This is a genomic window from Micromonospora gifhornensis (assembly GCF_016863515.1).
Classification (GTDB): Bacteria; Actinomycetota; Actinomycetes; order Mycobacteriales; family Micromonosporaceae; genus Micromonospora; species Micromonospora gifhornensis.
On sequence record NZ_BOPA01000025.1, the window covers coordinates 13,278 to 38,826 of the forward strand.

22 protein-coding genes are annotated in these 25,549 nt (G+C 71.7%); 10 read left to right on the top strand and 12 right to left on the bottom strand.

Going from position 1 to position 25,549, the window contains the following annotated elements:
* Positions 1–3 precede the first annotated feature (3 nt).
* The 4 genes from Vgi01_RS18160 to Vgi01_RS18175 form a co-directional block, all read right to left on the bottom strand.
* On the bottom strand, positions 4–1,239 hold the full coding sequence (locus tag Vgi01_RS18160) for an MFS transporter (protein WP_204291844.1): 1,236 nt from the start codon (positions 1,237–1,239) through the stop codon (positions 4–6).
* Positions 1,240–1,310: 71 nt separating this feature from the next.
* Positions 1,311–1,892, bottom strand: coding sequence for an isochorismatase family protein (locus tag Vgi01_RS18165; protein WP_204291810.1), 582 nt, complete (start codon positions 1,890–1,892; stop codon positions 1,311–1,313).
* A 13-nt stretch (positions 1,893–1,905) separates the two neighbouring features.
* On the bottom strand, positions 1,906–3,192 hold the full coding sequence (locus tag Vgi01_RS18170; protein WP_204291811.1) for a nicotinate phosphoribosyltransferase: 1,287 nt from the start codon (positions 3,190–3,192) through the stop codon (positions 1,906–1,908).
* A gap of 16 nt (positions 3,193–3,208) precedes the next feature.
* A complete protein-coding gene (locus Vgi01_RS18175; RefSeq protein ID WP_204291812.1) occupies positions 3,209–5,887 on the bottom strand; it encodes a LuxR C-terminal-related transcriptional regulator in 2,679 nt (892 codons plus the stop codon).
* 199 nt (positions 5,888–6,086) lie between these two features.
* Here Vgi01_RS18175 and Vgi01_RS18180 point away from each other — a divergent pair, with 199 nt between their 5' ends.
* From Vgi01_RS18180 to rdgB, 9 genes are all read left to right on the top strand, one after another.
* On the top strand, positions 6,087–7,547 hold the full coding sequence (locus tag Vgi01_RS18180) for a P-loop NTPase family protein (protein WP_204291813.1): 1,461 nt from the start codon (positions 6,087–6,089) through the stop codon (positions 7,545–7,547).
* A gap of 115 nt (positions 7,548–7,662) precedes the next feature.
* Positions 7,663–7,953 (top strand): ATP-dependent Clp protease adapter ClpS, encoded by a 291-nt coding sequence (clpS, locus tag Vgi01_RS18185; RefSeq protein WP_102659399.1) that lies wholly within the window; start codon positions 7,663–7,665, stop codon positions 7,951–7,953.
* 2 nt (positions 7,954–7,955) lie between these two features.
* On the top strand, positions 7,956–8,450 hold the full coding sequence (locus Vgi01_RS18190) for a DUF2017 domain-containing protein (RefSeq protein ID WP_193386308.1): 495 nt from the start codon (positions 7,956–7,958) through the stop codon (positions 8,448–8,450).
* Positions 8,451–8,504: 54 nt separating this feature from the next.
* A complete protein-coding gene (locus Vgi01_RS18195) occupies positions 8,505–8,993 on the top strand; it encodes a M67 family metallopeptidase (protein ID WP_102659400.1) in 489 nt (162 codons plus the stop codon).
* Between the two features lie 63 nt (positions 8,994–9,056).
* A complete protein-coding gene (locus Vgi01_RS18200; protein WP_102659401.1) occupies positions 9,057–9,425 on the top strand; it encodes a MoaD/ThiS family protein in 369 nt (122 codons plus the stop codon).
* 11 nt (positions 9,426–9,436) lie between these two features.
* Complete coding sequence (locus Vgi01_RS18205; protein WP_102659402.1) at positions 9,437–10,402, top strand: PLP-dependent cysteine synthase family protein; 966 nt, start codon at positions 9,437–9,439, stop codon at positions 10,400–10,402.
* A 266-nt stretch (positions 10,403–10,668) separates the two neighbouring features.
* A complete protein-coding gene (locus tag Vgi01_RS18210; RefSeq protein WP_102659403.1) occupies positions 10,669–11,415 on the top strand; it encodes an MBL fold metallo-hydrolase in 747 nt (248 codons plus the stop codon).
* A 56-nt stretch (positions 11,416–11,471) separates the two neighbouring features.
* The gene (gene rph, locus Vgi01_RS18215) at positions 11,472–12,203 is read left to right on the top strand and encodes a ribonuclease PH (RefSeq protein ID WP_204291814.1); all 732 of its coding nucleotides are present in this window, start codon (positions 11,472–11,474) and stop codon (positions 12,201–12,203) included.
* Between the two features lie 111 nt (positions 12,204–12,314).
* Positions 12,315–12,920: an RdgB/HAM1 family non-canonical purine NTP pyrophosphatase gene (rdgB, locus tag Vgi01_RS18220; protein WP_013731868.1), complete on the top strand. Its 606-nt coding sequence runs from the start codon at positions 12,315–12,317 to the stop codon at positions 12,918–12,920.
* A 160-nt stretch (positions 12,921–13,080) separates the two neighbouring features.
* Here the strand turns inward: rdgB and hutH are convergent, their stop codons facing one another.
* Genes hutH through Vgi01_RS18250 form a run of 6 tightly spaced genes read right to left on the bottom strand, consistent with a single transcriptional unit; the run spans position 13,081 to position 20,903 of the window.
* Positions 13,081–14,616 (bottom strand): histidine ammonia-lyase, encoded by a 1,536-nt coding sequence (gene hutH, locus Vgi01_RS18225; protein WP_102659405.1) that lies wholly within the window; start codon positions 14,614–14,616, stop codon positions 13,081–13,083.
* A complete protein-coding gene (gene hutI / locus Vgi01_RS18230) occupies positions 14,613–15,818 on the bottom strand; it encodes an imidazolonepropionase (protein WP_204291815.1) in 1,206 nt (401 codons plus the stop codon). The genes hutH and hutI overlap by 4 nt, the downstream gene beginning before the upstream one ends.
* Positions 15,811–17,172, bottom strand: coding sequence for a formimidoylglutamate deiminase (locus Vgi01_RS18235; protein ID WP_204291816.1), 1,362 nt, complete (start codon positions 17,170–17,172; stop codon positions 15,811–15,813). The genes hutI and Vgi01_RS18235 overlap by 8 nt, the downstream gene beginning before the upstream one ends.
* A complete protein-coding gene (locus Vgi01_RS18240) occupies positions 17,169–18,386 on the bottom strand; it encodes an allantoate amidohydrolase (RefSeq protein WP_204291817.1) in 1,218 nt (405 codons plus the stop codon). The genes Vgi01_RS18235 and Vgi01_RS18240 overlap by 4 nt, the downstream gene beginning before the upstream one ends.
* Positions 18,380–20,041: a urocanate hydratase gene (gene hutU / locus Vgi01_RS18245; protein WP_204291818.1), complete on the bottom strand. Its 1,662-nt coding sequence runs from the start codon at positions 20,039–20,041 to the stop codon at positions 18,380–18,382. The genes Vgi01_RS18240 and hutU overlap by 7 nt, the downstream gene beginning before the upstream one ends.
* A 13-nt stretch (positions 20,042–20,054) precedes the next feature.
* Positions 20,055–20,903, bottom strand: coding sequence for a MurR/RpiR family transcriptional regulator (locus Vgi01_RS18250; RefSeq protein WP_102659410.1), 849 nt, complete (start codon positions 20,901–20,903; stop codon positions 20,055–20,057).
* Between the two features lie 165 nt (positions 20,904–21,068).
* Here Vgi01_RS18250 and Vgi01_RS18255 point away from each other — a divergent pair, with 165 nt between their 5' ends.
* Positions 21,069–22,952: a trypsin-like peptidase domain-containing protein gene (locus Vgi01_RS18255; protein WP_204291819.1), complete on the top strand. Its 1,884-nt coding sequence runs from the start codon at positions 21,069–21,071 to the stop codon at positions 22,950–22,952.
* A gap of 65 nt (positions 22,953–23,017) precedes the next feature.
* On the opposite strand, the gene Vgi01_RS18260 is transcribed toward Vgi01_RS18255, so the two are convergent.
* Both Vgi01_RS18260 and Vgi01_RS18265 read right to left on the bottom strand, forming a co-directional pair.
* Positions 23,018–24,274: a DUF1501 domain-containing protein gene (locus Vgi01_RS18260; RefSeq protein WP_204291820.1), complete on the bottom strand. Its 1,257-nt coding sequence runs from the start codon at positions 24,272–24,274 to the stop codon at positions 23,018–23,020.
* A gap of 1 nt (position 24,275) precedes the next feature.
* Positions 24,276–25,547: a DUF1800 domain-containing protein gene (locus Vgi01_RS18265; RefSeq protein WP_204291821.1), complete on the bottom strand. Its 1,272-nt coding sequence runs from the start codon at positions 25,545–25,547 to the stop codon at positions 24,276–24,278.
* Positions 25,548–25,549: the final 2 nt, after the last annotated feature.

The window sequence follows — 25,549 nt, forward strand, 5'->3', positions numbered from 1 at the left end:
GGGTCAGGCGGAGGCGTGGGTGAGGGGTTGCGGGGCGGCCTCGTCGGTGGTGGCGGTGATGATCGCGGCCGCGTCGGCGCGGCGGTGGCGCAGTTCGATGGGGAGCACGGCGAGGGTCACCAGGGCGCCGATCGCGCCGATGACGGCGAAGCCCCACAGCGGGCTGGAGGCGTCGATGATCGCGCCGGACAGTGGGGCGCCGACGGCCATGCCGAGGGTGACCGCGGAGCCGTGCAGGCCCATCGCCTCGCCGCGGACGGTCGCCGGAGCGAGGCGGCTGACCGCGTCGGAGGTCGAGGCGAGAGTCGGTGCGCAGAGCACGCCGGCGGGGATCAGCGCCAGGGCGAGCAGCCACCAGTGTGAACCGCCCAGCCCGACCGGGATGGTGAGCAGGCCCAGCACACCGATCAGCGCGACCGGTGAGAAGGAGCGGCGGGCGGCGCCGTAGGCGAAGCCGCCCACCAGCGAGGCGACCGCCCAGACCGCGAGCACCACGCCGGTGAAGGCGGTGTCGCCGTTCTCCCGTAGCGCGGCGATGATCGCCACGTCGCTGCCGCCGAGGACCAGGGTGGCCGCGGCGCTCACCACGAAGACGGCGACCATCCGGGAGGTGAGCCACTGCCGACGGGCCAGCCTCGGCTGCGGCCCGACGGTCGCCTCGCTGGCGCTGCGTACCGGTGGGTTGAGCAACCACAGCACGACACCGGAGACGACGATGCCGGCACCGACCAGGTAGAGCGTGAGGCGGGCCGAGATGGTGGTGACACCGACCGTGGCGAGCGCCGGGCCGATCATGAAGGACAGCTCGACCGACATGGAGTCCAGCGCGTACGCCGGGCGTCGCTTCTCCACCGGCACCAGCGCGGCGATGGACTGCCGGATCACCGAGAAGATCGGCAGCGCCAGCAGGCCGGCCACGAACGCGGCGGGCAGCAGCAGGGGGTACGAGAGCATCGGCGCGGTGGACCAGAAGATCCCCTCGACCACCACGGTGAGGACCAGGACGGGCCGCAGCCCACGGCGGTCCACCAGCCGGCCGAGCAGCGGAGCACCGATCGCCGCACCGACGGTGATCGCCGCGCCGACCAGCCCGGCCGCGCCGTAGCCGCGCCCGAGATCCTGTACGACGTAGAACGTCAGCGTGATCCCGGTCGCGGTCAACGGCACCCGGGCCAGGATCGCCACCAGCAGCAGCGACCGCAGACCGGGCAGGGCGAGCGCCTCCCGGTAAGGCTTCATGTTCACGTCGGTCCGTACCTCCGCCGGTCATCCTTGACCTGTGCGGCGGCGACCGCCAACGAATTAGCGCATCATGCGGCCCTGATCACAGGGGTGCCGTGCGTGGTGATCCCGGCTCCCTCGAACGCCCGCAGCGCGACGTCGAGGGTGTCCGGAGCGACGGCTGCGGTCAGGTCCAGCAGCACGGTGGTGGCGAAGCCCTCCTGCGCGGCGTCCAGGGCGGTGGCGCGTACGCAGTGGTCGGTGGCGATGCCGACCACGTCGACCCGGTCGACCTGGTGCCGGCGCAGCCAGTCGGCCAGAGTCTCGCCGTCCCCGGCATGGCCCTCGAAACCGGAGTACGCGGCGGCGTACTCGCCCTTGTGAAAGATGGCCTCCACCCGGTCGGTGGCCAGCTCGGGGTGGAACTCCGAGCCGGGAGTGCCCACCACGCAGTGCTGTGGCCAGGTGCTCACGAAGTCCGGCGGATCGCCGAAGTGCGCGCCGGGATCGACATGGTAATCCTTCGTCGCCACCACGTGATCCCAGCGGTGCGGCTCGCTGGCCAGCAACCGGGAAATCCCGGCGGCCACCCCCGCGCCGCCGGCGACGGCGAGCGAGCCGCCCTCGCAGAAGTCCTTCTGCACGTCAACGATGATCAGGGCGTTGGCCATGGACCTGCTCCTCTCACTCGGTCGGTACCACGGTGACCGGAATGGCCGGGTCACCTGCGGAAAGCTTCAGGCCCTCCCACGGGATGGAGATCAGGCACTGCCGCAGGTGATCCCGCGACTCGTCAAGCGTCGGCAGGGCCACCGCCTCGCCGCCGGTCAGGTACGACCGTTGCAGCAGCCGGTCGTTCGGGTGCCGATCCGGCACACCCTGCGGGACGATGACCTCCTCGGTGGCGGTGCCGGTCGGCTTGTGCCGGCGCACTGCGACCTTGCGCCCGCCGATGGTGGCCTTCTGCTCGGACCGCTTCACCACCGGGCGTCCCTCGACCTCGACCAGCTTGTAGACCAGGCCGGCGGTGGGCGCGCCGGAGCCGGTCACCACCGAGGTGCCCGCGCCGTACATGTCGACCGGCTCGGCGGCCAGCGCGGCGATGGCGTACTCGTCGAGGTCACCCGAGACGATGATCTTGGTTTCGGTGGCGCCGAGCGAGTCCAGCAACTCCCGGGACTGTTGGGCGATCACCGCCAGGTCCCCGGAGTCGATCCGGACCGCCCGCAACTCCGGCCCGACCACCTCGATCGCGTTGCGGATGCCCTGGCTGATGTCGTACGTGTCGACCAGCAGCGTGGTCTGGCTGCCCAGCGTGGCGACCTGCGAGGCGAACGCGGTCCGCTCGTCGTCGTGCAGCAGGGTGAACGCATGCGCGGCGGTGCCGGCGGTGGGGATGCCGTACCGCTGCCCGGCGGCCAGGTTGGAGGTGAACTGGAACCCGGCCAGGTACGCCGCACGGGCCGCCGCCACCGCGGCCTCCTCGTGCGCCCGGCGGGACCCCATCTCGATCAGGGCGCGACCTCGGGCCGCGGTCACCATCCGGGCCGCGGCGGCGGCCACCGCACAGTCGTGGTTGAGCACCGACAGCACCACCGTCTCCAACACCACGCACTCGGCGAAGGTGCCGGAGACGGTGAGGATGGGCGATCCGGGGAAGAACAACTCACCCTCGGCGTACCCGTCGATGTCCCCGGTGAACCGGTAGTCGGCCAGCCACGCGGCGGCCGGCTCGTCCACCACGCCGGTACGCCGCAGGAAGTCGATCTCGGCCGGGTCGAAGCGGAACTGGCGGATCAGCTCGATCAGCCGCGCGGTGCCGGCGACCACGCCGTAGCGACGCCCGGCGGGCAACCGGCGACTGAACACCTCGAAGACGCAGTGCCGGTGCGCTGTGCCGTCCCGCAGGGCGGCGCTGACCATTGTCAGCTCGTAGTGATCGGTCAACAGCGCGGGACGAAGGGTGTGCACGCCCTCAGCCTAGAGTTCAGGTGCTCGGCGTGCCGTCGTGCCCCGGGATCGTCCGCAATGCCGCCCTCAACTCCGCACGACCGTTGAGCCCGAGCTTGGTGTACACCCGTTGCAGGTGGTTCTCCACCGTCCGGGCGGAGAGGAAGAGTTGTTCGGCGATGGCCCGGCTGGTTTCGCCGTCCGCCGCCAGCCGGGCCACCTGCCACTCCCGCTCGGTCAGCGCCGGCGTGGCCGCCCGCAGCGCCGGGGTCTGCACCAGGTCGCAGCAGCCGAGCAGAACGGCGAGCCGCTCGCTGGCCACGCCGATGTCCGGCGAGCGGCGCTGCCGCAGCAGGTGCACGGCCCCTGCGGCGGCCTCCGCGGCCGGCAGGGCCAGCCCCAGGTCCATGAAGTTGTCGGCGACCGAGAGCAACTGCTCGGGTGAGCCCTCGACGGCCGCCCGCGCATGCCGGGCCAGCAGCGGAGGCAGATCCCCGTCGACCCGCTCCGACAGCTCCGCCAACCGCTGGGCGACGGTACGCCGGTTGTCGTCGGAACAGGTCGGGCCGGTCGCCGCGCCGGCCTGGCCGAGGCGTACCAGGTCGTGCAGGGCCAGCACCTCGTGCCCGGTGAAACCGTGGGCACGCAACCGACCGACCAGGTCGTGCAGGTGTGCCACGGCTGCGGGCAGGTCACCGCCGACGGCGAGCGCCGCCGCCCGGGCCTGCTCCAGCCACGGGTACAGCACCGCCATGTTCGGCGCGTGGATCCGGTCGGCCTCGGCCATCGCCTCGGCCGCCTGCCGGGCGTCACCGCGCAGGGCGGCGGCCTGCGCCCGCTCGGCCTGGGCCAAGCCGGCGTACACCCGGCTGGTCGCCAGGATCGCGCAGGCGCCGAGCGCGGCCTGCAGGGCGGTGTCGCTGCGCCCGCGCAGCCGTGCCGCGTACGCCCGCAGGATCGCCAGATATCCGCTGCCGAGCCGGAAGTCACCCGCGTCGGCCAGGTCGGCGAACTCGTCCGCGACCAGCCGGTCGATGCCGGCCAGGTCGCCGGAGAGCGCCAGCCGGGTGCCCCGAGCCAGCTCCACCGCGAGTTGCAGGTACGGCATGTCCGCCCGCCAACTGGCCGCCTTCGCCTGCACCAGGTCCACCGCCGTGGCGCTGCGGCACAGCTGACCCTGCACGGCTTGGAGGTGGGCGATGGTGCACCGGGCCAGCTCACGCGCGGCGGTGCTGGCCGCCGGCCGGTCCAGGACGCCCTGCGCGAGTCGCAGTGCGGCCGGCGCGTCCAGTCGGTGCAGACGCATGATCCCCTCGAAGGCGCGGATCCGGGCCTGCGCGGCGAGATCGGTCAGGCTGGCGCCACGCTCGGCGATCTCCTCGACCGTCGACTCCTGACTGAGCCCCCAGTAGCTGACCATGCCGCGGGCGGTCAGCCACCGGCTGAGCCGATCCTCGTCGTCGCTGTCGGGAGCGACGGCGTCGAGCACACCGAGCGCCTCGGCCGGCCGGTCGGCGAACATCAGGATGGTGGCCAGCAGTTCCGCCGCGTTGAAGCCGCCGTCGGCGTCGAGCGCCGCCCGCGCCAGCCGGGTCGCCAGCGGTACGTCGTACCTGGCGAACGCCTGCCCGGCGGCGGCGACAAGCATCGACGGATCCTGCGCGGTGCCGGAGTCCAGTCGCCAGACCGCCACCCGCAGCAGATCCTCACGTCGCCGTTTACCGACGCTCTCCAACAACTCGGCCAGGTCCGCCTGCAACCGACGGGTCCGGCTGACCGGGCACTGCCGGCGTACCACCTCGCCGTAGAGCGGATGGGCCAGCCGGACGTCGAGCCGCCGGTCGGACTTGACCATCGTGATCAGTCCACGTTCCTCAGCGGTCTCCACATCGGTCTGACTGGCGGCCTTGTAGAGCAGTTGGAGCCCGAGCGGCTCACCGAAGGCGACCAACTCGACCACCGTGCGCACTCCGGGGTTGAGCTGGCCGATCCGGATGTCGATCAGATCCGTGAGGCTGGGGGCGAGCTCCAGCCGCCCGGTCCAGGTCCAGATGCCGTACCGCCTGGTGAGCTCCTCGCTGCCCTGGGCGGCGTGCACCAGCTCGCGCAGCAGCAGCGGATTGCCGGAGCTGAGTCGGCCGAGCCGGTCCGACGAGCCGCCGTCGACCGGGCCACCGAGGATGGCGGCGAGCAGCCCGGCGGTCTCGGTCGGCGCCAACGGGCTGAGCTCGGCGTGCTCGACCAGCCCGTCCGTCCACAGTGCCCTGATCGGCAACGGGATCTGCTCACCGTCGCGCAGCGTGCCCACCACGCAGGCGTTCTCGGAACGGGCCACCAGGTGCACCAGGGCCGCCGACGGCGGATCCAGCAGATGCGCGTCGTCGACGGCGAGCACGATCCGTCGACCGGCGGCCTGCTGCTGCAACACGTCGACCGCCCACCGCAGGATGCCGGCGGGCGAGAGCCCTTGCGGCTGCTCCACGGGAAGGACCTGCACCAGGCCACCGAAGGGCATCGCCGCAGTGGTGGCGCTGGCCGCGATCCACCAGACCGCGTAGTTCTCGGCGGGCAGGGCGGCCATGCCCTCCCGCAGCAGGCGACTCTTGCCGATGCCGGCGCTGCCGCTGAAGAACATCCCCCGTCCCTGAGGGCCGGTCACTGCCGCATGTAGGCGGTCGAGTTCCATCGTGCGGCCCACGAAGCTCCACGGAGTCATCCGCGCAGCATATCGACGTTACTGCGCGCCGGCCGGTAGCCCGAGCGGGTGAAGTTGAGTAGTGCCACAGTTACCGCTGAGTACCCGATCTGTCTCGTTCACGACGCTGGCGGCCGTACTCTTCCGGCATCCGGATGTCGCCACCGGATGTTCACGCGGCCGGTGTTGCCGGTCGCCTTGCCACGGAGGCCGCCGCCTGATGAAGCCGGGCCCTCTCCATCGCCTGGGTACGACCGACGGCGCGGTTCGCCCATCGGGCGCCGGTCCGTTTCCGGAACGCCTCGGGGTCAGCGCCACCAGCCCGCGCGAGCCGCTCGCGGTGATCGCCGCCGGTCCGGCCGGCGCCGGCCGCACCAACGTGCTCGCCGCGCTGCTGGAACTCGACGCCGCCATGCTCACCACACTGGCCGGCAGTTGGCTGATGGTACGCCATGCTCTACAGCCCACCCGGGCCGCCTTCGTGCCCGGCTACCGGCAGTCGCACTCGTACCGGGTGGACCTGCCCACGGTGGGACCGGCCCTGGCCCGGCCGCCGCGCCGGGTGGAGCTGAACCTCCCCGAGCCGTTGCTGAAGCACTTCGCTGTGGTCGACACGCCGGACACCGCGACGATGGGCCCGGCCGGCGAACGGATCCTGCTGGACGCGGTCGGTCGCGCCGGTGCCCTGCTCTTCGTGATCGCGGCGGACCAGTCCTTCAGCTCCGCCGAGTTGGACCTGCTCGCCGAGATCGCGGGAACCCCGGTGCGGGTCTTCTTCGCGGTCACCCCGGGCACCGGTGGGAGCCCCACGATCGATCCGGCCGCCGTCGACGCATGCCGGGCCGCACTGCTCGCCGCCGTGCCGGGACTGGCCGACGCCCGCTGGTTCCCGATCATCAACGGCGAGGCGGCCGACCTGAAGCGCGCCATGGTCGCCTGGGCCGCCGACGAAGGGCTGTGCCGTGCGAGCGGCGAGCCACCGGAGTTGCCCGGTACGCACGGTCGGGTGCCAGTGGTGGCGGACCCGGGGGCCTGGTCCGAACAACTCGACCGGCAGTCGCGTGCGGCCGCCCAGCGGATCCGTCAGTGTCTGGCGCTGGAGCTGGCCAAGGTGCACCTGCGCGTGGTGCAGGACGTCCTCTTCGGCGGCGGCTGCGCCGGCCTGCCCCAACTGGTCGACCGTGAGATGGAGGCGTTGTCGCTGCTGGCCACCGCGCAGTGCGACCACGCCGTACGGGTGCTCGTCGACGACATCGCCGGTCGGCTCTTCGGCGGGCCGTTGGCGGCCGGCGTCCGGCAGCGGATCTACCAGGCCGTCGCCTGGAGCATGCCGGAGCACACCGCCGGGCCGGAGCTGGAGCGGGTGCTGCTGATCACCAGTACCGCGGGTGTCGCGGGGCTGAGCGGCGCCGCAGCGATCGACGCGCTGTCGACGTACCCCGGGCCGGCCCGCAGCGAGGTGCTTCCGCCGGTGGCGGTGGCGCTGTCGGGTGGCTGCTGGCAGCACTGGCGTACTCCGGCGAACAACGACCCGGATGCGGCCCGGGCCTGGGCCCAGCGCGCCCTGCGCGAGATCGAACTGGAACTGTCCCGAGAGGTTGCCCGCCGTTTCGAGGCGACCCGCATTTCGCTCGGCACGGTGCTGTCCGATGCTGCCGAACACGGCATCCTGCTCGCCTGACCGCCCGTCGGGGCACCCGGTCGGCGGCCCCGACGGGGTGTCCGCGGGCGCTGCCGGAAGGCGGTCCGGCGTTCCGGTTCCTCGGTTCCGCCGATCCGGTGGCACGATGGGGGGCATGGCGGCTCCACAGGTTGCACCGGTCGAGACTCCGGCCACCGATGAGGTGCCGGCTTCGGACCGGCCGTGGGTGACGATCGTGTGGGACGACCCGGTCAACCTGATGAGCTATGTGACCTGGGTGTTCCAGAAGCTCTTCGGGTACAGCCGGGAGAAGGCCGAGCAGCTGATGCTGGACGTGCACCACAAGGGCAAGGCCGTGGTCTCCAGCGGTGCCCGGGAACGCATGGAACACGACGCCTCGCAGTTGCACGCGTACGGGCTCTGGGCGACGGTGGACCGGTCGTGAGCATGTTCCGCCGTCAGGGCGACCGGTACGTCGCCAGCCTGGCCGTCGACGAGGTACGCGTGCTGCGCAAGGTCGCCTCCGAGGTGGTCGGCCTGCTCACCGACGGGTTCGACCACACCGATCCGGTGGTGTGCCGGCTGTTCCCCGAGGTGTATCCGGACGACGCGGCGGGGACCGCGGAGTTCCGCAGATACACCGAAGGTGACCTGAAAACCGCGAAAATCGACCAGGCCGGGGCGATTCTGGCGGCGCTGCCCGGCGAGGGCGGTGGCGAGGTACTCCTGGACGCCGAGGCGGCCGAGGCGTGGCTGCGGGCACTCAACGACGCCCGGCTGGCGATGGGCGTACGGCTGGAGATCAAGGACGGGACGGACCTGGGCGCCGAGCTCGACGACGCGGTGGCCGAAGATCCCTCCTCCAGCCGGGTGTTCCAGCTTTCGGTCTACGCATACCTCGGCTACCTCCAGGAATCCCTGCTCAACGCCTTGATCGAGTGAGTGTGACCCGCGCCGCCTCGCGGATCGCCAGCGGCGGGCGCTAGGCTTGGCGACGTGCTGACCATCGACCGGTCGATCGTTGACGCGATCGTCGCCCACGCCCGTCGGGATCACCCTGACGAGGCCTGTGGCGTGGTCGCCGGCCCGGTCGGCAGCGACAAGCCCACCCGGCACATCCCGATGGAGAACGCCGCCCGCTCGATGACGTTCTACGAGTTCGACTCGATGGAGCAGTTGCGGGTCTGGCGGGAGATGGACGATCGGGACGAGGAGCCCGTCGTCATCTACCACTCGCACACCGCCACAGAGGCGTACCCGTCACGTACGGACATCGCCTTCGCCGGCGAGCCGGGCGCACACTATCTGCTCGTTTCCACCCGGGAACCGGACACCGAGGAGATTCGCTCCTTCCGGATCGTGGACGGGGTGGTGACCGAGGAGCCGGTGCGGATTCTCGACGCCGGGGTGGATCCGCACGCCGTGCAGTCCTACATGTTCGGGCAGAGCCCGGCGACGGTCGACTACGAGTGTTCGGACAGCTGATCCCAGCCCCGCACACCCTTTCCGGCACGTCACCGAGCACACCTGATCAAGGAGTAAGACATCATGGCCATCGAAGTTCGCATCCCCACCATCCTGCGCAGCTACACCGGCGGCGCGAAGGTCGTCGAGGGCAGTGGCGACACCCTGAGCGACCTGCTCGCCGACCTTGACTCCCGGCACGCCGGGCTGCGGGCGCGGCTGGTCACCGACGCGGGCGCGCTGCACCGCTTCGTCAACGTCTACGTCAACGACGAGGACGTACGCTTCCTCGGCGCGCTGGACGCCAAGCTCTCCGACGGCGACAGCGTCACCATCCTGCCGGCCGTGGCCGGCGGCGCGTTCGGCTTCGCCGCCGCTGCGGCGATCGCACAGCACGGCGCCGCCGCCGCGGCGATCGCACAGCACAGCCGTACGCCCGTCACCGCCGGCTGAGGCGAGCGGCGATGGCGCGGTACGAGAGCCTGCTGGACGCCTGCGGCGGCACACCTCTGGTGGGCCTGCCCCGACTGTCGCCGACGGTGCCCGAGGGGGCGCCGCCGGTGCGTCTGTGGGCCAAGCTTGAGGACCGCAACCCGACCGGCAGCATCAAGGACCGGGCGGCGTTGTTCATGGTCCGGGCCGCCGAGGAGTCCGGCAAGCTCCGCCCGGGCGACACGATCCTGGAGCCGACCAGCGGCAACACCGGCATCTCCCTGGCCATGGTGGCGAAGCTGCGCGGTTACCGGCTGGTCTGCGTGATGCCGGAGAACGTCTCCACCGAGCGGGTGCAGTTGCTGCGGATGTACGGCGCGGAGATCATCTTCTCGCCGGCGGCCGGTGGCTCGAACCAGGCGGTCGCCACCGCCAAGCAGATCGCCAGCGAGCATCCGGACTGGGTGATGCTCTTCCAGTACGGCAACGAGGCCAACGCGCGGGCGCACTACGAGACGACCGGCCCGGAGCTGCTGCACGACCTGCCGACGATCACCCACTTCGTGGCCGGGCTGGGCACCACCGGCACCCTGATGGGGACCGGCCGCTACCTGCGGGAGAAGGTCGAAGGCATCCAGATCGTCGCGGCCGAGCCGCGCTACGGCGAACTGGTCTACGGCCTGCGCAACATCGACGAGGGATACGTCCCGGAGCTCTACGACGCCACCGTGCTCAACCGGCGGTTCTCCGTGGGCACCCGGGACGCGGTGCTGCGGACCCGGCAGCTGGTCGAGGTCGAGGGGCTGTTCGTCGGCTTCTCCACCGGGGCGATCCTGCACGCGGCGTTGGCCGTGGCGCACGAGGCGGTCCGTGACGGTCGCCGCGCCGACGTGGCGTTCGTGGTCAGTGACGGCGGCTGGAAGTACTTGAGCACCGGGGCGTACGGCGGCACCCTCGCCGACGCGGAGGAGGCCCTGGAGGGGCAGCTCTGGGCCTGACCTGTGCGGAAAGTGACGAGTTCGAGGGCCATCGGCGTACCGCCGGTGGCCCTCGTCCGTCGGCCTGGACTGACTGGCCACTCAGCCAACGTCGACTCGATCGGATGGCCGGGGTGGGTGTCACGTTGGTGACAACTTCCAGCGGATCATTCTTGCCTTCGCATCGGCGGGCGTAGGCTGCGCAGCGTGGCGTACGCGTCGGTAGTGATCACCGCCGGAGCGGTGGCCCGGAAGATCACCACCTACCGTGACAGCGAGACAACTCGATGCGATTGACCGTCCTGGGCTGTGCGGGCAGCTTCCCCGGACCCGAGTCCCCCTGTTCGGCCTACCTGATCGAGGCCGAGGACTTCCGGCTTCTGATCGATTTCGGCCCTGGCTCGCTGTCCACCCTGCAGCGTTACGTCGGGTTGCACGCCCCTGACGCCATCCTCCTGACTCACCTGCACTGCGACCACATCCTCGACGCCACGTCGTACGTGGTGGTCCGCCGGTACGCCCCGGACGGCCCGTACCCGCCGTTGCCGGTCTACGCTCCGGCCGGCGCCCCGGAACGGCTCGCCACCGCGTACGGGCAGGAGGGCGGCAGCGTCGAGGACGTCTACCAGTTCTACGCACTGGAGCCCGGCACCTTCCCGATCGGCCCGTTCACCGTGACCGTCGACCGGGTGCTGCACCCGATCGAGACGTACGGGGTGCGGCTGGAGCACGACGGCCGGGTGCTCTGCTACTCCGGGGACACCGCGCCCTGCGAGGCGTTGATCAGGCTGGCCCAGAACGCGGACACGTTCCTCTGCGAGGCGAGTTACCTCGACGGCGTGGACAACCCACCGGATCTGCACCTCACCGGCCGGGAGGCGGGCGAGGCGGCGGCCAAGGCGGGCGTCGGTCGGCTGCTGCTGACCCATCTGGTGGCCGCCTGGGGCAGCGAGGCGCACACCGTCGCCTCCGCCGCCGCCGCGTACACCGGGCCGCTGGAAGTGGTCCGCCCCGGCGCCACGTACGACATCTGAACCGCTGGACGGGCACCGGGGGACGGTTCGATCACGGCACCACATAGGGTGCAGGCATGGCGCGACCTGACGGGCGGCAGCCCGACCAACTCCGTCCGGTGACCCTCACCCGAAGCTGGAGTACCCATCCCGAGGGATCGGTGCTTGTGGAGTTCGGTGCGACCCGGGTGCTCTGCACGGCAAGCGTCACCGAAGGGGTGCCCCGCTGGCGTCGTGGCTCCGGGCTCGGCTGGGTCACCGCCGAGTACGCGATGCTGCCCCGGGCCACCAACACCCGCTCGGACCGGGAGAGCGTCAAGGGTCGGGTCGGTGGGCGTACCCACGAGATCTCCCGGCTGATCGGCCGCAGCCTGCGCGCCGCCATCGACCTCAAGGCGCTCGGCGAGAACTCGATCGTGCTCGACTGCGACGTGCTCCAGGCCGACGGCGGCACCCGGACCGCCGCGATCACCGGGGCGTACGTGGCCCTGCACGACGCGGTCAGCTGGCTCGCCGCCCGCAAGGCCCTGACCGGCACCCCGGAGAAGGTGATGCACCGGTCGGTGGCCGCGATCAGCGTCGGTGTCGTCGCCGGCGAGCCGCGCCTGGATCTGTGCTACGACGAGGACGTGGCCGCCGAGGTCGACATGAACGTCGTCTGCACCGGCACCGGTGACTTCGTCGAGGTGCAGGGCACCGGTGAGGCCGGCGTGTTCGCCCGCGACCAGTTGGACGCCCTGCTCGACCTGGCCACCGTCGGCTGTCTGGACCTGGCCGAAGCCCAGCGAAAGGCTCTCAGCTCCCTGTGAAGCGCGAGGAGTGAGCTTGCGAGCCCCGCAGTCGCGAACGAAAGGTCGCCCCTGTGAAGCGCGAGGAGTGAGCTTGCGAGCCCCGCAGTCGCGAACGAAAGGTGGTTCTCTATGAACAAGGTGCTGCTCGCCACCCGTAACCGCAAGAAGCTCATCGAGTTGCAGCGCATTCTCGACGGCGCGCTCGGCGCGCACCGGATCGCCCTGGTCGGGTTGGACGACGTCGAGGCGTACCCGGAGTTGCCGGAGACCGGGCTCACCTTCGGCGAGAACGCGCTGATCAAGGCGCGGGAGGGCTGCCGGCGTACCGGGCTGCCGACGATCGCGGACGACTCCGGGCTGGCGGTGGACGCGCTCAACGGCATGCCGGGGGTGTTCAGCGCCCGCTGGGCCGGTCGGCACGGGGACGACGAGGCCAACCTGCAACTGGTGCTCGACCAGATCGGTGACGTGCCGGACGAGCACCGGGGCGCCTCCTTCGTGTGCACGGTGGCGCTGGTGCTGCCCGGTGGCAAGGAGCATCTGGTGGACGGCCGGCAGCAGGGTCGGCTGCTGCGTGCGCCGCGCGGCGACGGCGGTTTCGGCTACGACCCGATCTTCCTCGGTGACGGTCAGGACCGCACCAACGCCGAGCTGACCCCGCAGGAGAAGGACGCCATCAGCCACCGCGGCAAGGCCCTGCGCGAACTGGCCGCCCTGGTCGCCAAGGTCCTCTGACCCCGCGAAGTCCGCCGCCCCGCCCAGGTCCGGTGCCCACCTGACCCCGCCGAAGTCCGCCGCCCCGCGAAGTCCCGCTGAGCATCGGGATCTTGGTGCGAAACCGCCCCTGGAGGGGCGCTGCCGTACCAAGATCCCGACGGTGCCGAGGTCCGGGGAGCTAGTCGAGGGTGCCGATCTCGCGTTCGATGGCGGTGCGGAGGGTGGGGGTGGCGACCACCTCGCGGGCGGCTTCCATGAGCGGGGCGAGGAAGACGTCCGGGCCGGGCTCGCCGGCGATCTCGCCGAGGGCGGCGATGGCGGCCCGACCGGCCGGTGACGGGGTCAGCGGGGCCCGCAGTTGCAGTCCGCGTACGGCGGCGAGCAGTTCCACCGCGAGCAGGCTGGTCAGGTTGTCCAGCACGGTACGCAGCTTCTTGGCCGCCGCCCAGCCCATCGAGACGTGGTCCTCCTGCATGCCGCTGGTGGGCAGCGAGTCCACCGAGGCGGGTGCGGCCAGCCGACGGTTCTCCGCGACGATCCCGGCCGCCGTGTACTGGGCGATCATCAGCCCGGAGTTCACCCCGGCGTCGGGGGAGAGGAACGCTGGCAGGTCACGGGAGCGGGTCACGTCGAGCAGCCGGTCCACCCGGCGCTCGGCGATCGCGCCGACCTCGGCGGCGGCGATGGCCAGGAAGTCCGCGGCGAACCCGAGCGGGGCGCCGTGGAAGTTACCTGTCGACTCGACCCGGCCGTCCGGCAGCACCACCGGGTTGTCCACCACCGACAGCAGTTCCCGCCCGGCCACCGTACGCACGAAGTCCAGGGTGTCCCGGGCTGCGCCGGCCACCTGCGGGGCGCACCGCATCGAGTAGGCGTCCTGCACGGCGTGGTCCACGTCGTCGCGGTGCGAGTCCATCACCGCCGAGTCCTGCAACAGCCGGTGGATGTTGGCCGCCGAGCGGCCCTGCCCGGGGTGCGGGCGGATGGCATGCAGTTCCGGCAGGAAGGGCCGGTCCGAGCCGAGCATCGCCTCGATGGCCAGCGCGGCGGTCACGTCGGCCATGGTGAACAGGTGCGCCGCGTCGTCGACGGCCAGCAGCAGCATGCCGAGCATGCCGTCGGTGCCGTTGATCAGCGCCAGCCCCTCCTTGGCGGCCAGCTCGATCGGGGCCAGCCCGGCCCGGCGCAGCGCGTCGGCGGCGGGCAGCCGCTGACCGTCGGGGCCGAGCACCCAGCCCTCGCCGAGCAGCACCAGGGCGCAGTGCGCCAGCGGGGCCAGGTCGCCCGAGGCACCCAGCGAGCCGTGCTCCGGCACCCACGGGGTGACATCGTGGTTGAGCAGGTCCACAAGCGCCGAGGCGACAAGCGGGCGGACACCCGAGTGGCCCAGCGCCAGCGAGCGGACCCGCAGCAGCATCATCGCCCGGACCACCTCGCGGGGCATCGGCGCACCGACCCCGGCGGCGTGCGAGCGGATCAGCGCGTGCTGCAACTCGGCGCGGCGTTCGGGGGCCACGAAGGTGTTGGCCAGCGCCCCGAAACCGGTGGAGACGCCGTACACCGGGCGACCGGCGGCCTCGATGCCGTCCACGATGGACCGACTGGTCGCCATGGCGTCCAGGGTGGCCGGGTCGAGGACGACCTTGGCGGCGCCCCGGGCCACGGCGAGCACGTCGGCGGGACAGATCCCGGTGGGCTGGATGGTCACGGTCATCGCGGTACTCCGTTGTGCAGGACCTGGCGGATCAGTGGCACCCCCGGCCGGTAGGCCAGGTGCAGGTGGGACGGGGCGTCGAGGATGATCAGGTCGGCCCGGGCGCCGGGCCGCAGCACCCCGATGTCGCCGCGGCGCAGCGCCCGCGCGCCACCGGCGGTCGCCGCCCACACCGCCTCCGCCGGGGTCATCTGCATCTCGCGTACGGCAAGCGCGATGCAGAACGGCATCGAGGAGGTGTACGACGAGCCGGGGTTGCAGTCGGTGGCCAGCGCCACCGTGACACCGGCGTCGAGCAGTCGGCGGGCGTCCGGGTAGGGCGACCGGGTGGAGAACTCGGCACCCGGCAGCAGGGTCGCGACGGTGGTGGTGTGTCCGCCGTCGTGGCACATGCAGTCGAACCGGGTCGAGGCCAGCGCGTCGATGTCGGCGTCGGTCAGGTGGGTGCAGTGGTCCACGCTTGCCGCGTCCAACTCCACCCCGAGCTGCACCCCCGGGCCGGGGCCGAGCTGGTTGGCGTGCACCCGTACGCCGAGCCCCAGGGCCTGTCCACAGGCGAGGATCGCGCGGGCGTGGTCGGCGTCGAAGGCGCCCCGTTCGCAGAACACGTCGATCCAGCGGGCGTACGGCGCGGCGGCGACAAGCATCGGCCCGCACACCAGCCCGACGTACTCGTCGGGACGGTCGGCGTACTCGGCGGGAACCACGTGCGCGCCGAGGAATGTGGTCTCCCTGCTGACCTCGGCGGCGATCCGCAGCGAGCGGGCCTCGTCGGCGACAGTCAGGCCGTACCCACTCTTGATCTCGATCGTGGTGGTGCCCTGCCGCAACGCCTCGGCGCGCAGCCGGCGCACGGTGGCGCGCAGTTCGTCGTCGGAGGCGGCGCGGGTGGCGCGCACAGTGGTCCGGATGCCGCCGCCGGTGTACGGCTGCCCGGCCATCCGGGCGGCGAATTCGGCGGCCCGGTCCCCGGCGAAGACCAGATGGGCGTGGCTGTCCACGAAGCCGGGCAGCACCGCCGCGCCCTCGGCGTCGATGCGTCGGTCGGCGGCCGGAGCGTCGCCGGTCGGACCGACCCAGACCACCTCGCCCTGCTCGACGAGCACCGCCGCGCGTCGCTGGATGCCCAGCGGCCCGCCCTCACCCGTGCCCGCCACATTGGTGACCAGCTCACCGATGTTGTACACCAGCAGACTAACCACCAGTCACCTCCGCCATGGCGTCAGCGAGTTCCTGGGGGACGTCGACGGTGAGGTGGTGGCCGTCGCGGACCAGGACCCGGCCGTCCACCACCACCTGGGTGACGTCGGCGGCGCCGGCGGCGAACCAGAGCCCGGCCGGGGCGACCCCGGCGGTGCGTACGCTGTCCAGCCGCACGGTGACCAGGTCGGCGCGGCCACCGACGGCGATCCGCCCGGCGTCGGTCCAGCCCAGCGCGGCATGTCCGGCCGCGCTCGCCGCGTGCAACAGCTCCGCCGGGGCGAAGTGCCCCCGCTTGCGGGTGCGCAGCCGTTCGTCCAACTCGACCGCGCGGGCCTCCTCGAACGGGTCGATCACGGCGTGACTGTCGCTGCCCAGGCTGAGCGGAATGCCGGCGTCGGCCATCCGGCGGGCCGGGCCGATGCCGTCGGCGAGGTCCCGTTCGGTGGTGGGGCAGAGGCAGACCCCGGTCCGGCTCTCCCCGAGCAGGCCGACGTCGCCGCTGGTCGGGTGGGTGGCGTGCACCGCCGTGGTGGCGGGGCCGAGCACGCCGTGGTCGGCCAGCAACCCGGTCGGGGTACGCCCGTGCACCGCCCGGCAGGCGTCGTTCTCCGCCGGCTGCTCCGACAGGTGCACGTGCAGCGGCGCGTCCCGTCGGTGCGCCCAGCCGGCCACCGTGGCGAGCTGCTCGGCGGGCACCGCGCGCACCGAGTGGATCGCCGCGCCGAGCCGGGCGTGCCTGCCGTCGGGGGTGAACGCGGAGACCCGGTCGGCCCAGCGCAACGCGTCACCGTCACCGAAACGCAGCTGCGACCCGGTCAACGGTTGACCATCCACTGTGGCGGTCAGGTAGCAGGTGTCCAGCAGGGTCAGCCGGATCCCGGCGTGCGCCGCCGCCTCGACCAGCGCCGCACTCATCGCGTTCGGATCGTCGTACGGGGTGCCGCCGGCACCGTGGTGCAGGTAGTGGAACTCGCCCACGCAGGTGATCCCGGCCAGGGCCATCTCGGCGTAGACCGCCCGCGCCAACGCCAGGTAGGAGTCCGGGTTCAGGTGGGCGGTCACCGCGTACATCTGGTCGCGCCAGCTCCAGAAGTCACCGCGCCCACCGTGGGTGTGCCCGCGCAGTGCCCGGTGGAAGGCGTGCGAGTGGGTGTTGGCCAGTCCGGGCAGGGTCACCCCCGGCAGCCGGACGGCGTCGGCCAGCACGTCGACCCCGGCGTCCGGCGGGCCGCCCGGCGACAGCGGCGTGACTGCGGTGATCCGGCCGTTGACCGTCTCGATCAACACCTCCGGGGTCGGCGCGGCCCGCTCGGGCAACCAGGCGTACTCGGCGAGCCAACGCGTCGTCGTCATCGGGTCAGCTCCTTCAACACCCGAGCCAGGGCGGCCACCCCGGCGGCGCAGTCGACGTCGTCGGCCGACTCGGCGGGGGAGTGCGACACCCCCGTCGGGTTGCGTACGAAGAGCATCGCCGTCGGTACGTGCGCCGCCAGCACCCCCGCGTCGTGGCCCGCGCCGGTGGGCAGCACCGGGGCGTCCAGCAGCCGGGCCAGCCGGTCGGTCAGCCCGTTGTCGAAGGACACCAGCGGGGTCGCCGACTCCTCGGTCAGGGTGATCTCGGTGCCGTCGCGGCGGGCCCGCTCGACAGCCTTGGTGTGGACCGCCTCGACCAGGCCGGTGAGCGTCTCCGGTTCGGCGGCGCGGGCGTCCAGCCAGCCGGTGACCCGCGACGGGATGGCGTTCGTGGCGTTCGGTTCGACCGTCACCCGGCCGACCGTGGCGTGCGCGTCGCGCAGCCGGGCCTCCTTGTTGGCGGCGAGCACCGTGAACGCGTACGTGAGCATGGGATCGCGGCGGTCGGCCATCCGGGTCGTACCGGCGTGGTTGCCCTCGCCGGTGACGTCGAAGCGCCAGCGGCCGTGCGGCCAGATCGCGGTGGCCACCGCGACCGGCGCGTCCTGCTCGACGAGCGCGCGGCCCTGCTCCACGTGCAGTTCCACGAAGGTGCCGAAGCGGCCCAGCAGCGTCGGGTCGCCGCCCGTCGGCCGGGCACCCAACGCCTCGGCGAAGCTCACCCCGGCCGCGTCGCGCAACGCGCCCGCCCGCTCGACGTCGATCTGCCCGGTGAGCAGCCGCGACCCCAGGCAGGGTACGCCGAAGCGGGCCCCCTCCTCCTCGACGAACGCGGCGACGACAAGCGGCCGGGACGGGGTGACCCCGGCCGCGCGCAGCTCGTCCACGGCCAGCCAGGCGCTGACGATGCCGAGCGGCCCGTCGTACGCCCCGCCGTGCGGCACCGAGTCGAAGTGGCTGCCGGTCAACACGGCGTCACCCGCGTCCGGGTCACCCCACCAGGCGAACAGGTTGCCGTTGCCGTCCTCGGTGACCGGCATGCCCCGCTCGTCGGCCTGCGTCCGGAACCACTCCCGTAGCCGCAGCTCCGGCTCGGTGAGGGCGTAGCGCAGGTAGCCGCCGCTGCGCGGGTCACGGCCGATCGGCGCGATCTCGTCCCACAGCGTGCGGAACCTGTTAAGAAGGGGCCCTTCCTCTACCGTATGCGTTAACAAGGGGCCCCTCCTTGCTCCGCCATCGGGATGCGGACGTCGGTGTGCGGGGTGGGGTAGCCGGCGTCGACGTGCCGGATCACTCCCATCGCCGGGTCGTTGGTGAGCACCCGCTCGATCTTCTGCCCGGCCAGCGCGCTGCCGTCGGCCACACAGACCTGACCGGCGTGGATGGAGCGGCCGATGCCCACCCCGCCGCCGTGGTGGATGGACACCCAGGACGCGCCGCTGGCGGTGTTGACGAGCGCGTTGAGCAGCGGCCAGTCGGCGATCGCGTCCGAGCCGTCGGCCATCGCCTCGGTCTCCCGGTAGGGGCTGGCGACGCTGCCGCAGTCCAGGTGGTCCCGGCCGATCACCACGGGGGCGCTCAGCTCACCCGAGGCGACCATCTCGTTGAACCGTACGCCCGCCTTGTCGCGTTCGCCGTAGCCGAGCCAGCAGATCCGGGCCGGCAGGCCCTGGAAGGCCACCCGCTCACCGGCCAACCGGATCCACCGAGCGAGGGACTCGTTCTCCGGGAACAGGTCGAGGATGGCCCGGTCGGTGGCGGCGATGTCGGCCGGGTCGCCGGAGAGCGCCGCCCACCGGAACGGTCCCTTGCCCTCGCAGAACAACGGCCGGATGTACGCCGGCACGAAGCCGGGGAAGTCGAAGGCCCGCTCGTACCCGCCGAGGCGGGCCTCGCCCCGGATCGAGTTGCCGTAGTCGAAGACCTCCGCACCGGCGTCGAGGAAGCCCACCATCGCCTCGACGTGCCGGGCCATCGACTCCCGAGCCCGGTCGGTGAACTCGGCAGGCTTGGCCGCCGCGTAGTCCCGCGCGTCGTCCAACTCCACCCCCACCGGCAGGTACGACAGCGGGTCGTGGGCGCTTGTCTGGTCGGTGACGATGTCGACAGGTACGCCCCGACGCAGCAGCTCGGGGAAGACGGTGGCGGCGTTGCCGACCACGCCGACGCTGAGCGCCCGACGGTCCCGTTTCGCCGCGAGCACCCGCTGCACCGCGTCGTCCAGGTCGTCGGCGACCTCGTCCAGGTAGCGGTCGTGCACCCGGCGATCCAGCCGGCTGCGGTCGACGTCCACGATCAGGCACACGCCGCCGTTCATGGTCACCGCCAGCGGCTGCGCGCCGCCCATCCCGCCGCAGCCGCCGGTCAGGGTCAGCGTGCCGGCCAGGGTGTCGTCGAAGCGCTTGGCGGCCACCGCCGCGAACGTCTCGTAGGTGCCCTGGAGGATGCCCTGGGTGCCGATGTAGATCCACGATCCGGCGGTCATCTGGCCGTACATGGTCAGCCCGAGCTGCTCCAGCCGGCGGAACTCCGGCCAGGTGGCCCAGTCACCGACCAGGTTCGAGTTGGCCAGCAGCACCCGGGGCGCCCACTCGTGGGTCCGCATCACCCCGACCGGCCGGCCCGACTGCACAAGCATGGTCTCGTCGTCACGCAGGTCGGTAAGCGTGCGCACCAGGGCGTGGTACGACGGCCAGTCCCGCGCGGCCTTCCCGGTGCCGCCGTAGACGACCAGGTCGTCCGGGCGCTCGGCGACCTGCGGGTCGAGGTTGTTCATCAGCATCCGCAGGGCCGCCTCCTGCGGCCAACCACGGGCGGTGCGTTTCTGGCCTCGGGCGGCCCGGACAGGGCCGGGGGCTGTGTGGGTCATGGTGTGTCTCCTCCTAACCGAGGAACAACTGGCGACGGGCGGCGGAGGCTTCGAACGCCTCCAACCGCCGCTGGGTTTCGGCCGGAGCGGCGTCGCAGATCGCCTGGAGCAGCACCATGGCCAGGGTCATCGGGGCGGTGTGCAGGTCGAACACGAGTTGGGTGCCGACCGCGGCGGGCAGCACCACATCGGCGAGTTCGGCCGCCGGGCTGACCGGCGAGTCGGTGATCGCGACGACGGTGAGCCCGGCGGCGCGCGCCTCGCGCAACGCGTCCAGGGTCTCCCGGGGATAGCGGGGCAGCACCAGGGCCAGCAGGGCGCTCGCCCCGGCCTCGGCGGCCTGTTCGATGCGGTCGGTGAGCAGGCTGCCCCCGTCGTCGAGCACCCGCACGTCCGGGTGCACCTTTGCGGCGAAGTACGCGAAGTACGCGGCCAGCGGGGCGGCGGCCCGCAGGCCGAGCACCGGCAGGGGGCGACTGGCGGCCAGGAGTCGACCGGTCTCGGCCAACCGTTCCCGGTCGGTGAGCTGCTCGGCGAGCCGGTCCAGGTTGCCGATCTCGGCGCGTACCGCCTGTTGGAGTTCGTTGCCGGCGGTGGCCGGGCCGGGCGCGGCGGCGGTGAGTTCGCGCAGCCGCCGCCGCAGCGCGGGATAGCCGTCGTGGCCCAGCGCGACGGCGAAGCGGGTGACCGACGGCTGGCTGACGCCGGCCAACTCGGCGACCTCGGCGGCGGAGAGGTAGCCGACGGCGGGGGCGTGCTGCACCAGGCAGTGCGCGATGCGTCGCTGGGTCGGGGTGAGTCGGACGCCGTCGAACAGGCCGACCACCCGCTCGGTCGGCGCCATGGCAGCCCCTTCATTCATTCCGAGACTCTATGCATCAAAACTTTCAGCAGGCAAGTGGTCGAACTCATTGCCCGCCGGTGAGCTGCGTATTCGTGGCGATGTCCCTGGGTGCGGTCACCGGCGGCCAGGCTGACGTGCGATGGCTCGGTAGGATCCGCACGGCGGTTGAGCAGAGGAGTTGCCATGCAACCGGACGGCCCCTACCGGTACACCCATCTGCTGGGTGGATCGCCGGTCGGCAAAGCCTGGGCGGCCCTCGACCAGCAGGGCCGGTTCGTGACCGTCGCCGTCCTGGACGCCACTGTGGCCGCCGCCCCCGGCTGGCGGGAGGCCTTCGCCGGGATCGTCAACCACCTCGCCCAGACCCCCGGCGGAACCCCCTTCGTGTACGCCGACTTCTCGGCGGCCGCCCCGTGGGTCGCGTACGGCCCGGAAGCCGGCCCGGCGGCGGAGAAGCTGTTCCGAGCGCTCAACGTGGAATACACGCCGGCACCCACGTCCGGGCCGCCCGTTTCCGCTCCGCCGACCCCGGAACCCTCTCCCGCCGTCCCACAACAGTTCCCCGCCCCTGCACAGCCGACCTCCGGTGTCCCTGCGTCGGTCTCCGGTGCTCCTGCGTCGGTGTCCGGCATGCCCCAGTCGCCGACGCCTGTCGGACCGACGTCCTTTCCCGGGCAGCAGGCGCCGTTCCTCGCGTACCCGGTGTCGGGCAGTCCCGTCCCGGCGCCCGATTCCGCCCCGCCCAGCGGTGCCCTGGTGTCGGCGTTTCCGTCCACGCCGAACGAGCCGGCGCCCGCAGACCCCTTCGCGGCACCGGCCCGCCGGATCAAGCCCTCGGAGACCCGGCGGAGTCCCGTCGGGCTGCTGGTCGGAATCGCCGCACTGGTGCTCGTCGTCCTCGCCGCCGCCGGCGGCCTGTTCGTCTGGGTGGGTTCGACCGGCAGCGACAAGGCCACACCGCCGCCCTACACCCACGAGGAACGAGCGGTGGCGATCGCTGCTCCAGCTCTGGTCTATGTAGAGGTCGTGGTGACCGGGTACCTGCGGGACAAGAGTTCCGGTACGCCACTGCGGGCGGCACCCGTCACCTTCAAACGGCGCTGCAGCGGATTCGTCGTCCAGGCCGACGGGCACGCGTTCACCAACGGTCTCTGCGTACGGCCGGCGGCGGACACCGCGCGACAGAACGCGCTGTACTCCCTGGGTCGGACGCTTATCGAGGAGGGTGAGCTCGACTCCGCCGACCTCGACGACTTCGTGGCGAAGCGGCTCAACGCCACGGTTCTCGGCGGCGTAGGTGCCGACCAGGAACCGGAGGTACGGCTGTTCGGCCAGTTCAACGTGGCAAAGGGCAACGTCACCGAGAGCCCGGCGATCCCAGGCGAGATCGTCCGGACGTGGGAGCCCGAGCTGGGTAACGTCGCCCTCGTCAAGTTCGCCAAGCAGGATCTGCCGGTCGCCGAACTGAACGCGGCAGCCGATGTCCAGCAGGGCGCATCGTTGTTCACGCTCGGCTACGCCACGAGCGAGCGTGACCCGCTCACCGCCTCGTACGCCATCGCCTCGAAGCCGGTCACGGTGCTCGGCTCCGGCAGCGTCGGCGCCGTCTCCGGATACCGGGTCACCGACGATGTCGGCATCCACTCCCGTGGCGGCATGGTTATCGACTCCGGCGGCCGGGTGGCGGGAATCCTGGACAACGACCGGGAACTCCCCGACGGGGCGAACCGGGCGGTCGTACCCGCGGCGACCCTGGCCGGGATGCTCACCGACGCCGGCGTCAGCAACGCCCTCGGCCCGGTCGACACGGGGTACCGGAGTGGCCTCGACGCCTACTTCGGCGGCCGGTACGCGGACGCCATCGCCCACTTCGACGCGGTTCCCGACGACTCGCCCGCGAAACTGATCGCTCAGGACTACCGCCAGAAGGCGGCCGACCGGCAGCAGATCGAAGGGCAGGGCGGGGGCTCGGCCCGCACGGTGGGGCTGGTCGCCGCCCTGGGTGGGGCGTTGGTCGGCGCGCTCATCCTTTTCTTGATCATGGTGGCGAGGAGACGGATGCGGTAGTGACCGGTCGATGACGACCGATCACTGGCAGCGCCGGGCGAGGAGCCGTGGCAGTCGGCTGTGGATCACAGGCTGACGCGGAACAGCGGCAGTGGTGTCGGCTGGTAGCCGCCGAGGTACTGCGCCGGATCAGCGTGCAGTACGGAGCCGATGAGCGTTCCGACGACGTCTCGAAAGTCCATCGTCGCCTTCAGATCACCATCGTCGAGATCGGTGAGGCTCGGCTGTTCCCCGTACCGGCCGCCGGCCACTGCGGGGCCCAGCACGAAGACGGGACCGGCGGTGCCGTGGTCGGTGCCGTCCGAGGCGTTGGCCCTGACCCTGCGACCGAACTCGCTGTACACCAGGACTGTCACCCGTCGACCGGCCTTCGTCACGGCCAGCCGTTGCACGAAGGCCGACAGCGCCTCGTCGAGCTGCTTCAACAGCCACTCCTGCCCGACCAACTCGTCGGCGTGGGTGTCGAAGCCGCCCAGGCTGACCGAGTAGACCCGGGTGGGGACGCCTGCCTCGACGCACCGGGTGACGAGCGCGAGCTGGGCAGCCAGCGCACTCGCACCACCTGTCGCGGTCGCCGGCAGAGGCGGGAGTCCCGCCGCGTCCGGTGGCAGATCGGCCTGCGCGGCCTGGCGGACGATCTCGTCCGCGCGGAGGAAGTCCCGGTAGGACTCGGCCGCGCGCAGGTGCAGCGATGATTCACCGCTCTGCGCCTGACCGAGGGCGGCAACGGTGTCGGCATCGATGCCGGGCGGCAGGTGCAACCCGTCCACCGAGACGCAGGCGCCGACCCGGGTCTCGCCGACGAGCAAGGGCGGCAGCACCGGCTCGAAGCTCACCGCTGCCTCGGGAGGGGCGTCGACACCGTCGAGCCAGCGGCCCACCCAGCCGGTCGCCACGGGGGCCTGTGGCGAGGCCGTCTGCCAGATGTCCATCGAACGGAAGTGACTGCGATCCGGGCGGGGATACCCGACACCGAGCACGATCGCCAACTGCTGTCGGTCCCAGATTCGCTTGAGTCCGGGAAGCACCGGATTCAGGCCGAGCGAGTCGTCGAGTGCCAGCACCCGCTCGGGCTCGTACGCCAGCTCCGGTCGTGCCGAGTGGTAGGCCGCGTCAGCGTAGGGGACGACGGTGTTCAGCCCGTCATTGCCACCGTAGAGAGTGATCACGACCAGCTTGTCACCCCCGCCGGCCGCCTCCGGGTCGTCCTCGCCGGCCGTGTCGAGCAGCCGGGCCAGGCCCATTCCGCCGGTGGCGAGTGCGGCGGCGCCACCGGCCGCGGCGGAGGCCAGCAGGAACCTGCGTCGGGTCACCGTGTCCATCTCAGTTCACCAGGTATTCCGGGCTGGCGAGGCCGAGGGTCAGCAGTTGTCGTGGATTCTTCGCCCGCTGCAACACCAGGTAGGTTCGGTTCGTCCAGGTCTCGACCGCCAGCAGGTTCGCCAACTCCTCCGGATTCAGCCGGTCGATCTGCGTGAGCCCGGCGAGCAGGTCCGCGAAGCCCAGGCGTGCCTGGGCCGCGGCCGAGGTCAGCCAAGCGGCTCCACTCGGCCAGCCACCCACGCTCAGCGGCGCGAACGGCACCTGTCCCAGGCCGGACAGACCGCTCACGACCTGATGCAGGGTCTGCTTGGAGAAGTCCGCAGGCCGGATCCGCAACTGACGCAGCGCGCCGACGAGCCACTCCACCGGCTGCTTCACGACGCGATGACGCGCCGACCGGAACTCCTCGTCCTCGAAGAGGACCCGCAGCATCCGCATGCCGACCGGATATGCGGCAACCATCTTCCGCAGGGTGGAGGCGGCGATCGGTTCGGTCGAGGACACGTACCGGAACCACAGGCGCTCGGCGATGAAGCGGGCGCAGGCCGGTTGATCCGTCAAGTGGTCGACCAGGGAGTACGCGTCGAAGTGGGCGGTGGTGCCGAGGATCGTCTTGCGCCCGCTGTCGTGATCGGCCGGAAAGAAGATGGCGTTCTCCGGGTGACTCAGGTCGGTCTTCCAGCCGGTCAGCGCCCGGCCCGCCGCCTTGACATCCTGCTCGGTGTAGTTGCCGATGCCGAGCGTGAACAGTTCGAGCAACTCCCGGGCGAGGTTCTCGTTCGGTGCGCTCCTGGTGTTGAGCTGCCCGTCGAGCCAGTAGACCAGCGCCGGGTCGGAAACCAGCTTCCTGGCCATCGTACGAAAGCTGGGTGAGCTGCGGATCTTCATGTGCTGGGCGAGCATGAACTGCGGACTGCCGACCTTTCGCATCGACGTCGCCCAGTGCCCGTGCCAGAAGAACAGCAGCTTTTCGTTGGCCTGGTGGTCGGCGACGGTCAGTCGGTCCAGCCACCATCGGATGATCGCATCGGAGTGCTCGATCCGCAGGGCTTCCGCCCTCGTCCGTTCTTCGACGGTCGGGTTCGGGAGATCGTCGAAGGCGTCCGGCCCGAGAACGGGGATCGGTGCCCTGGCGGCACCCCGATCCGGCCCGACGGGCGCCATCAACCGCTCCACCGTCGCGGAGTAGCCGACCCGCTCGGCGGCCGCCAGCTCCGCAGCCGTAGGGCCGAAGCCCGCCCGCCGCAACAGCATCGCGAGGTCACCGCTCATCA

Excerpts from the sequence above, each read along its gene's own strand:
- Vgi01_RS18250 (WP_102659410.1), bottom strand. The coding sequence starts at position 20,903 with ATGAATGAAGGGGCTGCCATGGCGCCGACCGAGCGGGTGGTCGGCCTG.
- rph (WP_204291814.1), top strand. The coding sequence starts at position 11,472 with ATGGCGCGACCTGACGGGCGGCAGCCCGACCAACTCCGTCCGGTGACC.
- Vgi01_RS18190 (WP_193386308.1), top strand. The coding sequence starts at position 7,956 with ATGTTCCGCCGTCAGGGCGACCGGTACGTCGCCAGCCTGGCCGTCGAC.
- Vgi01_RS18265 (WP_204291821.1), bottom strand. The coding sequence starts at position 25,547 with ATGAGCGGTGACCTCGCGATGCTGTTGCGGCGGGCGGGCTTCGGCCCT.
- clpS (WP_102659399.1), top strand. The coding sequence starts at position 7,663 with ATGGCGGCTCCACAGGTTGCACCGGTCGAGACTCCGGCCACCGATGAG.
- Vgi01_RS18210 (WP_102659403.1), top strand. The coding sequence starts at position 10,669 with ATGCGATTGACCGTCCTGGGCTGTGCGGGCAGCTTCCCCGGACCCGAG.
- Vgi01_RS18175 (WP_204291812.1), bottom strand. The coding sequence starts at position 5,887 with ATGACTCCGTGGAGCTTCGTGGGCCGCACGATGGAACTCGACCGCCTA.
- rdgB (WP_013731868.1), top strand. The coding sequence starts at position 12,315 with ATGAACAAGGTGCTGCTCGCCACCCGTAACCGCAAGAAGCTCATCGAG.
- Vgi01_RS18180 (WP_204291813.1), top strand. The coding sequence starts at position 6,087 with ATGAAGCCGGGCCCTCTCCATCGCCTGGGTACGACCGACGGCGCGGTT.
- Vgi01_RS18235 (WP_204291816.1), bottom strand. The coding sequence starts at position 17,172 with ATGACGACGACGCGTTGGCTCGCCGAGTACGCCTGGTTGCCCGAGCGG.
- hutU (WP_204291818.1), bottom strand. The coding sequence starts at position 20,041 with ATGACCCACACAGCCCCCGGCCCTGTCCGGGCCGCCCGAGGCCAGAAA.
- Vgi01_RS18200 (WP_102659401.1), top strand. The coding sequence starts at position 9,057 with ATGGCCATCGAAGTTCGCATCCCCACCATCCTGCGCAGCTACACCGGC.
- Vgi01_RS18205 (WP_102659402.1), top strand. The coding sequence starts at position 9,437 with ATGGCGCGGTACGAGAGCCTGCTGGACGCCTGCGGCGGCACACCTCTG.
- Vgi01_RS18160 (WP_204291844.1), bottom strand. The coding sequence starts at position 1,239 with ATGAAGCCTTACCGGGAGGCGCTCGCCCTGCCCGGTCTGCGGTCGCTG.
- hutH (WP_102659405.1), bottom strand. The coding sequence starts at position 14,616 with ATGACCGTGACCATCCAGCCCACCGGGATCTGTCCCGCCGACGTGCTC.
- Vgi01_RS18255 (WP_204291819.1), top strand. The coding sequence starts at position 21,069 with ATGCAACCGGACGGCCCCTACCGGTACACCCATCTGCTGGGTGGATCG.
- Vgi01_RS18165 (WP_204291810.1), bottom strand. The coding sequence starts at position 1,892 with ATGGCCAACGCCCTGATCATCGTTGACGTGCAGAAGGACTTCTGCGAG.
- Vgi01_RS18260 (WP_204291820.1), bottom strand. The coding sequence starts at position 24,274 with ATGGACACGGTGACCCGACGCAGGTTCCTGCTGGCCTCCGCCGCGGCC.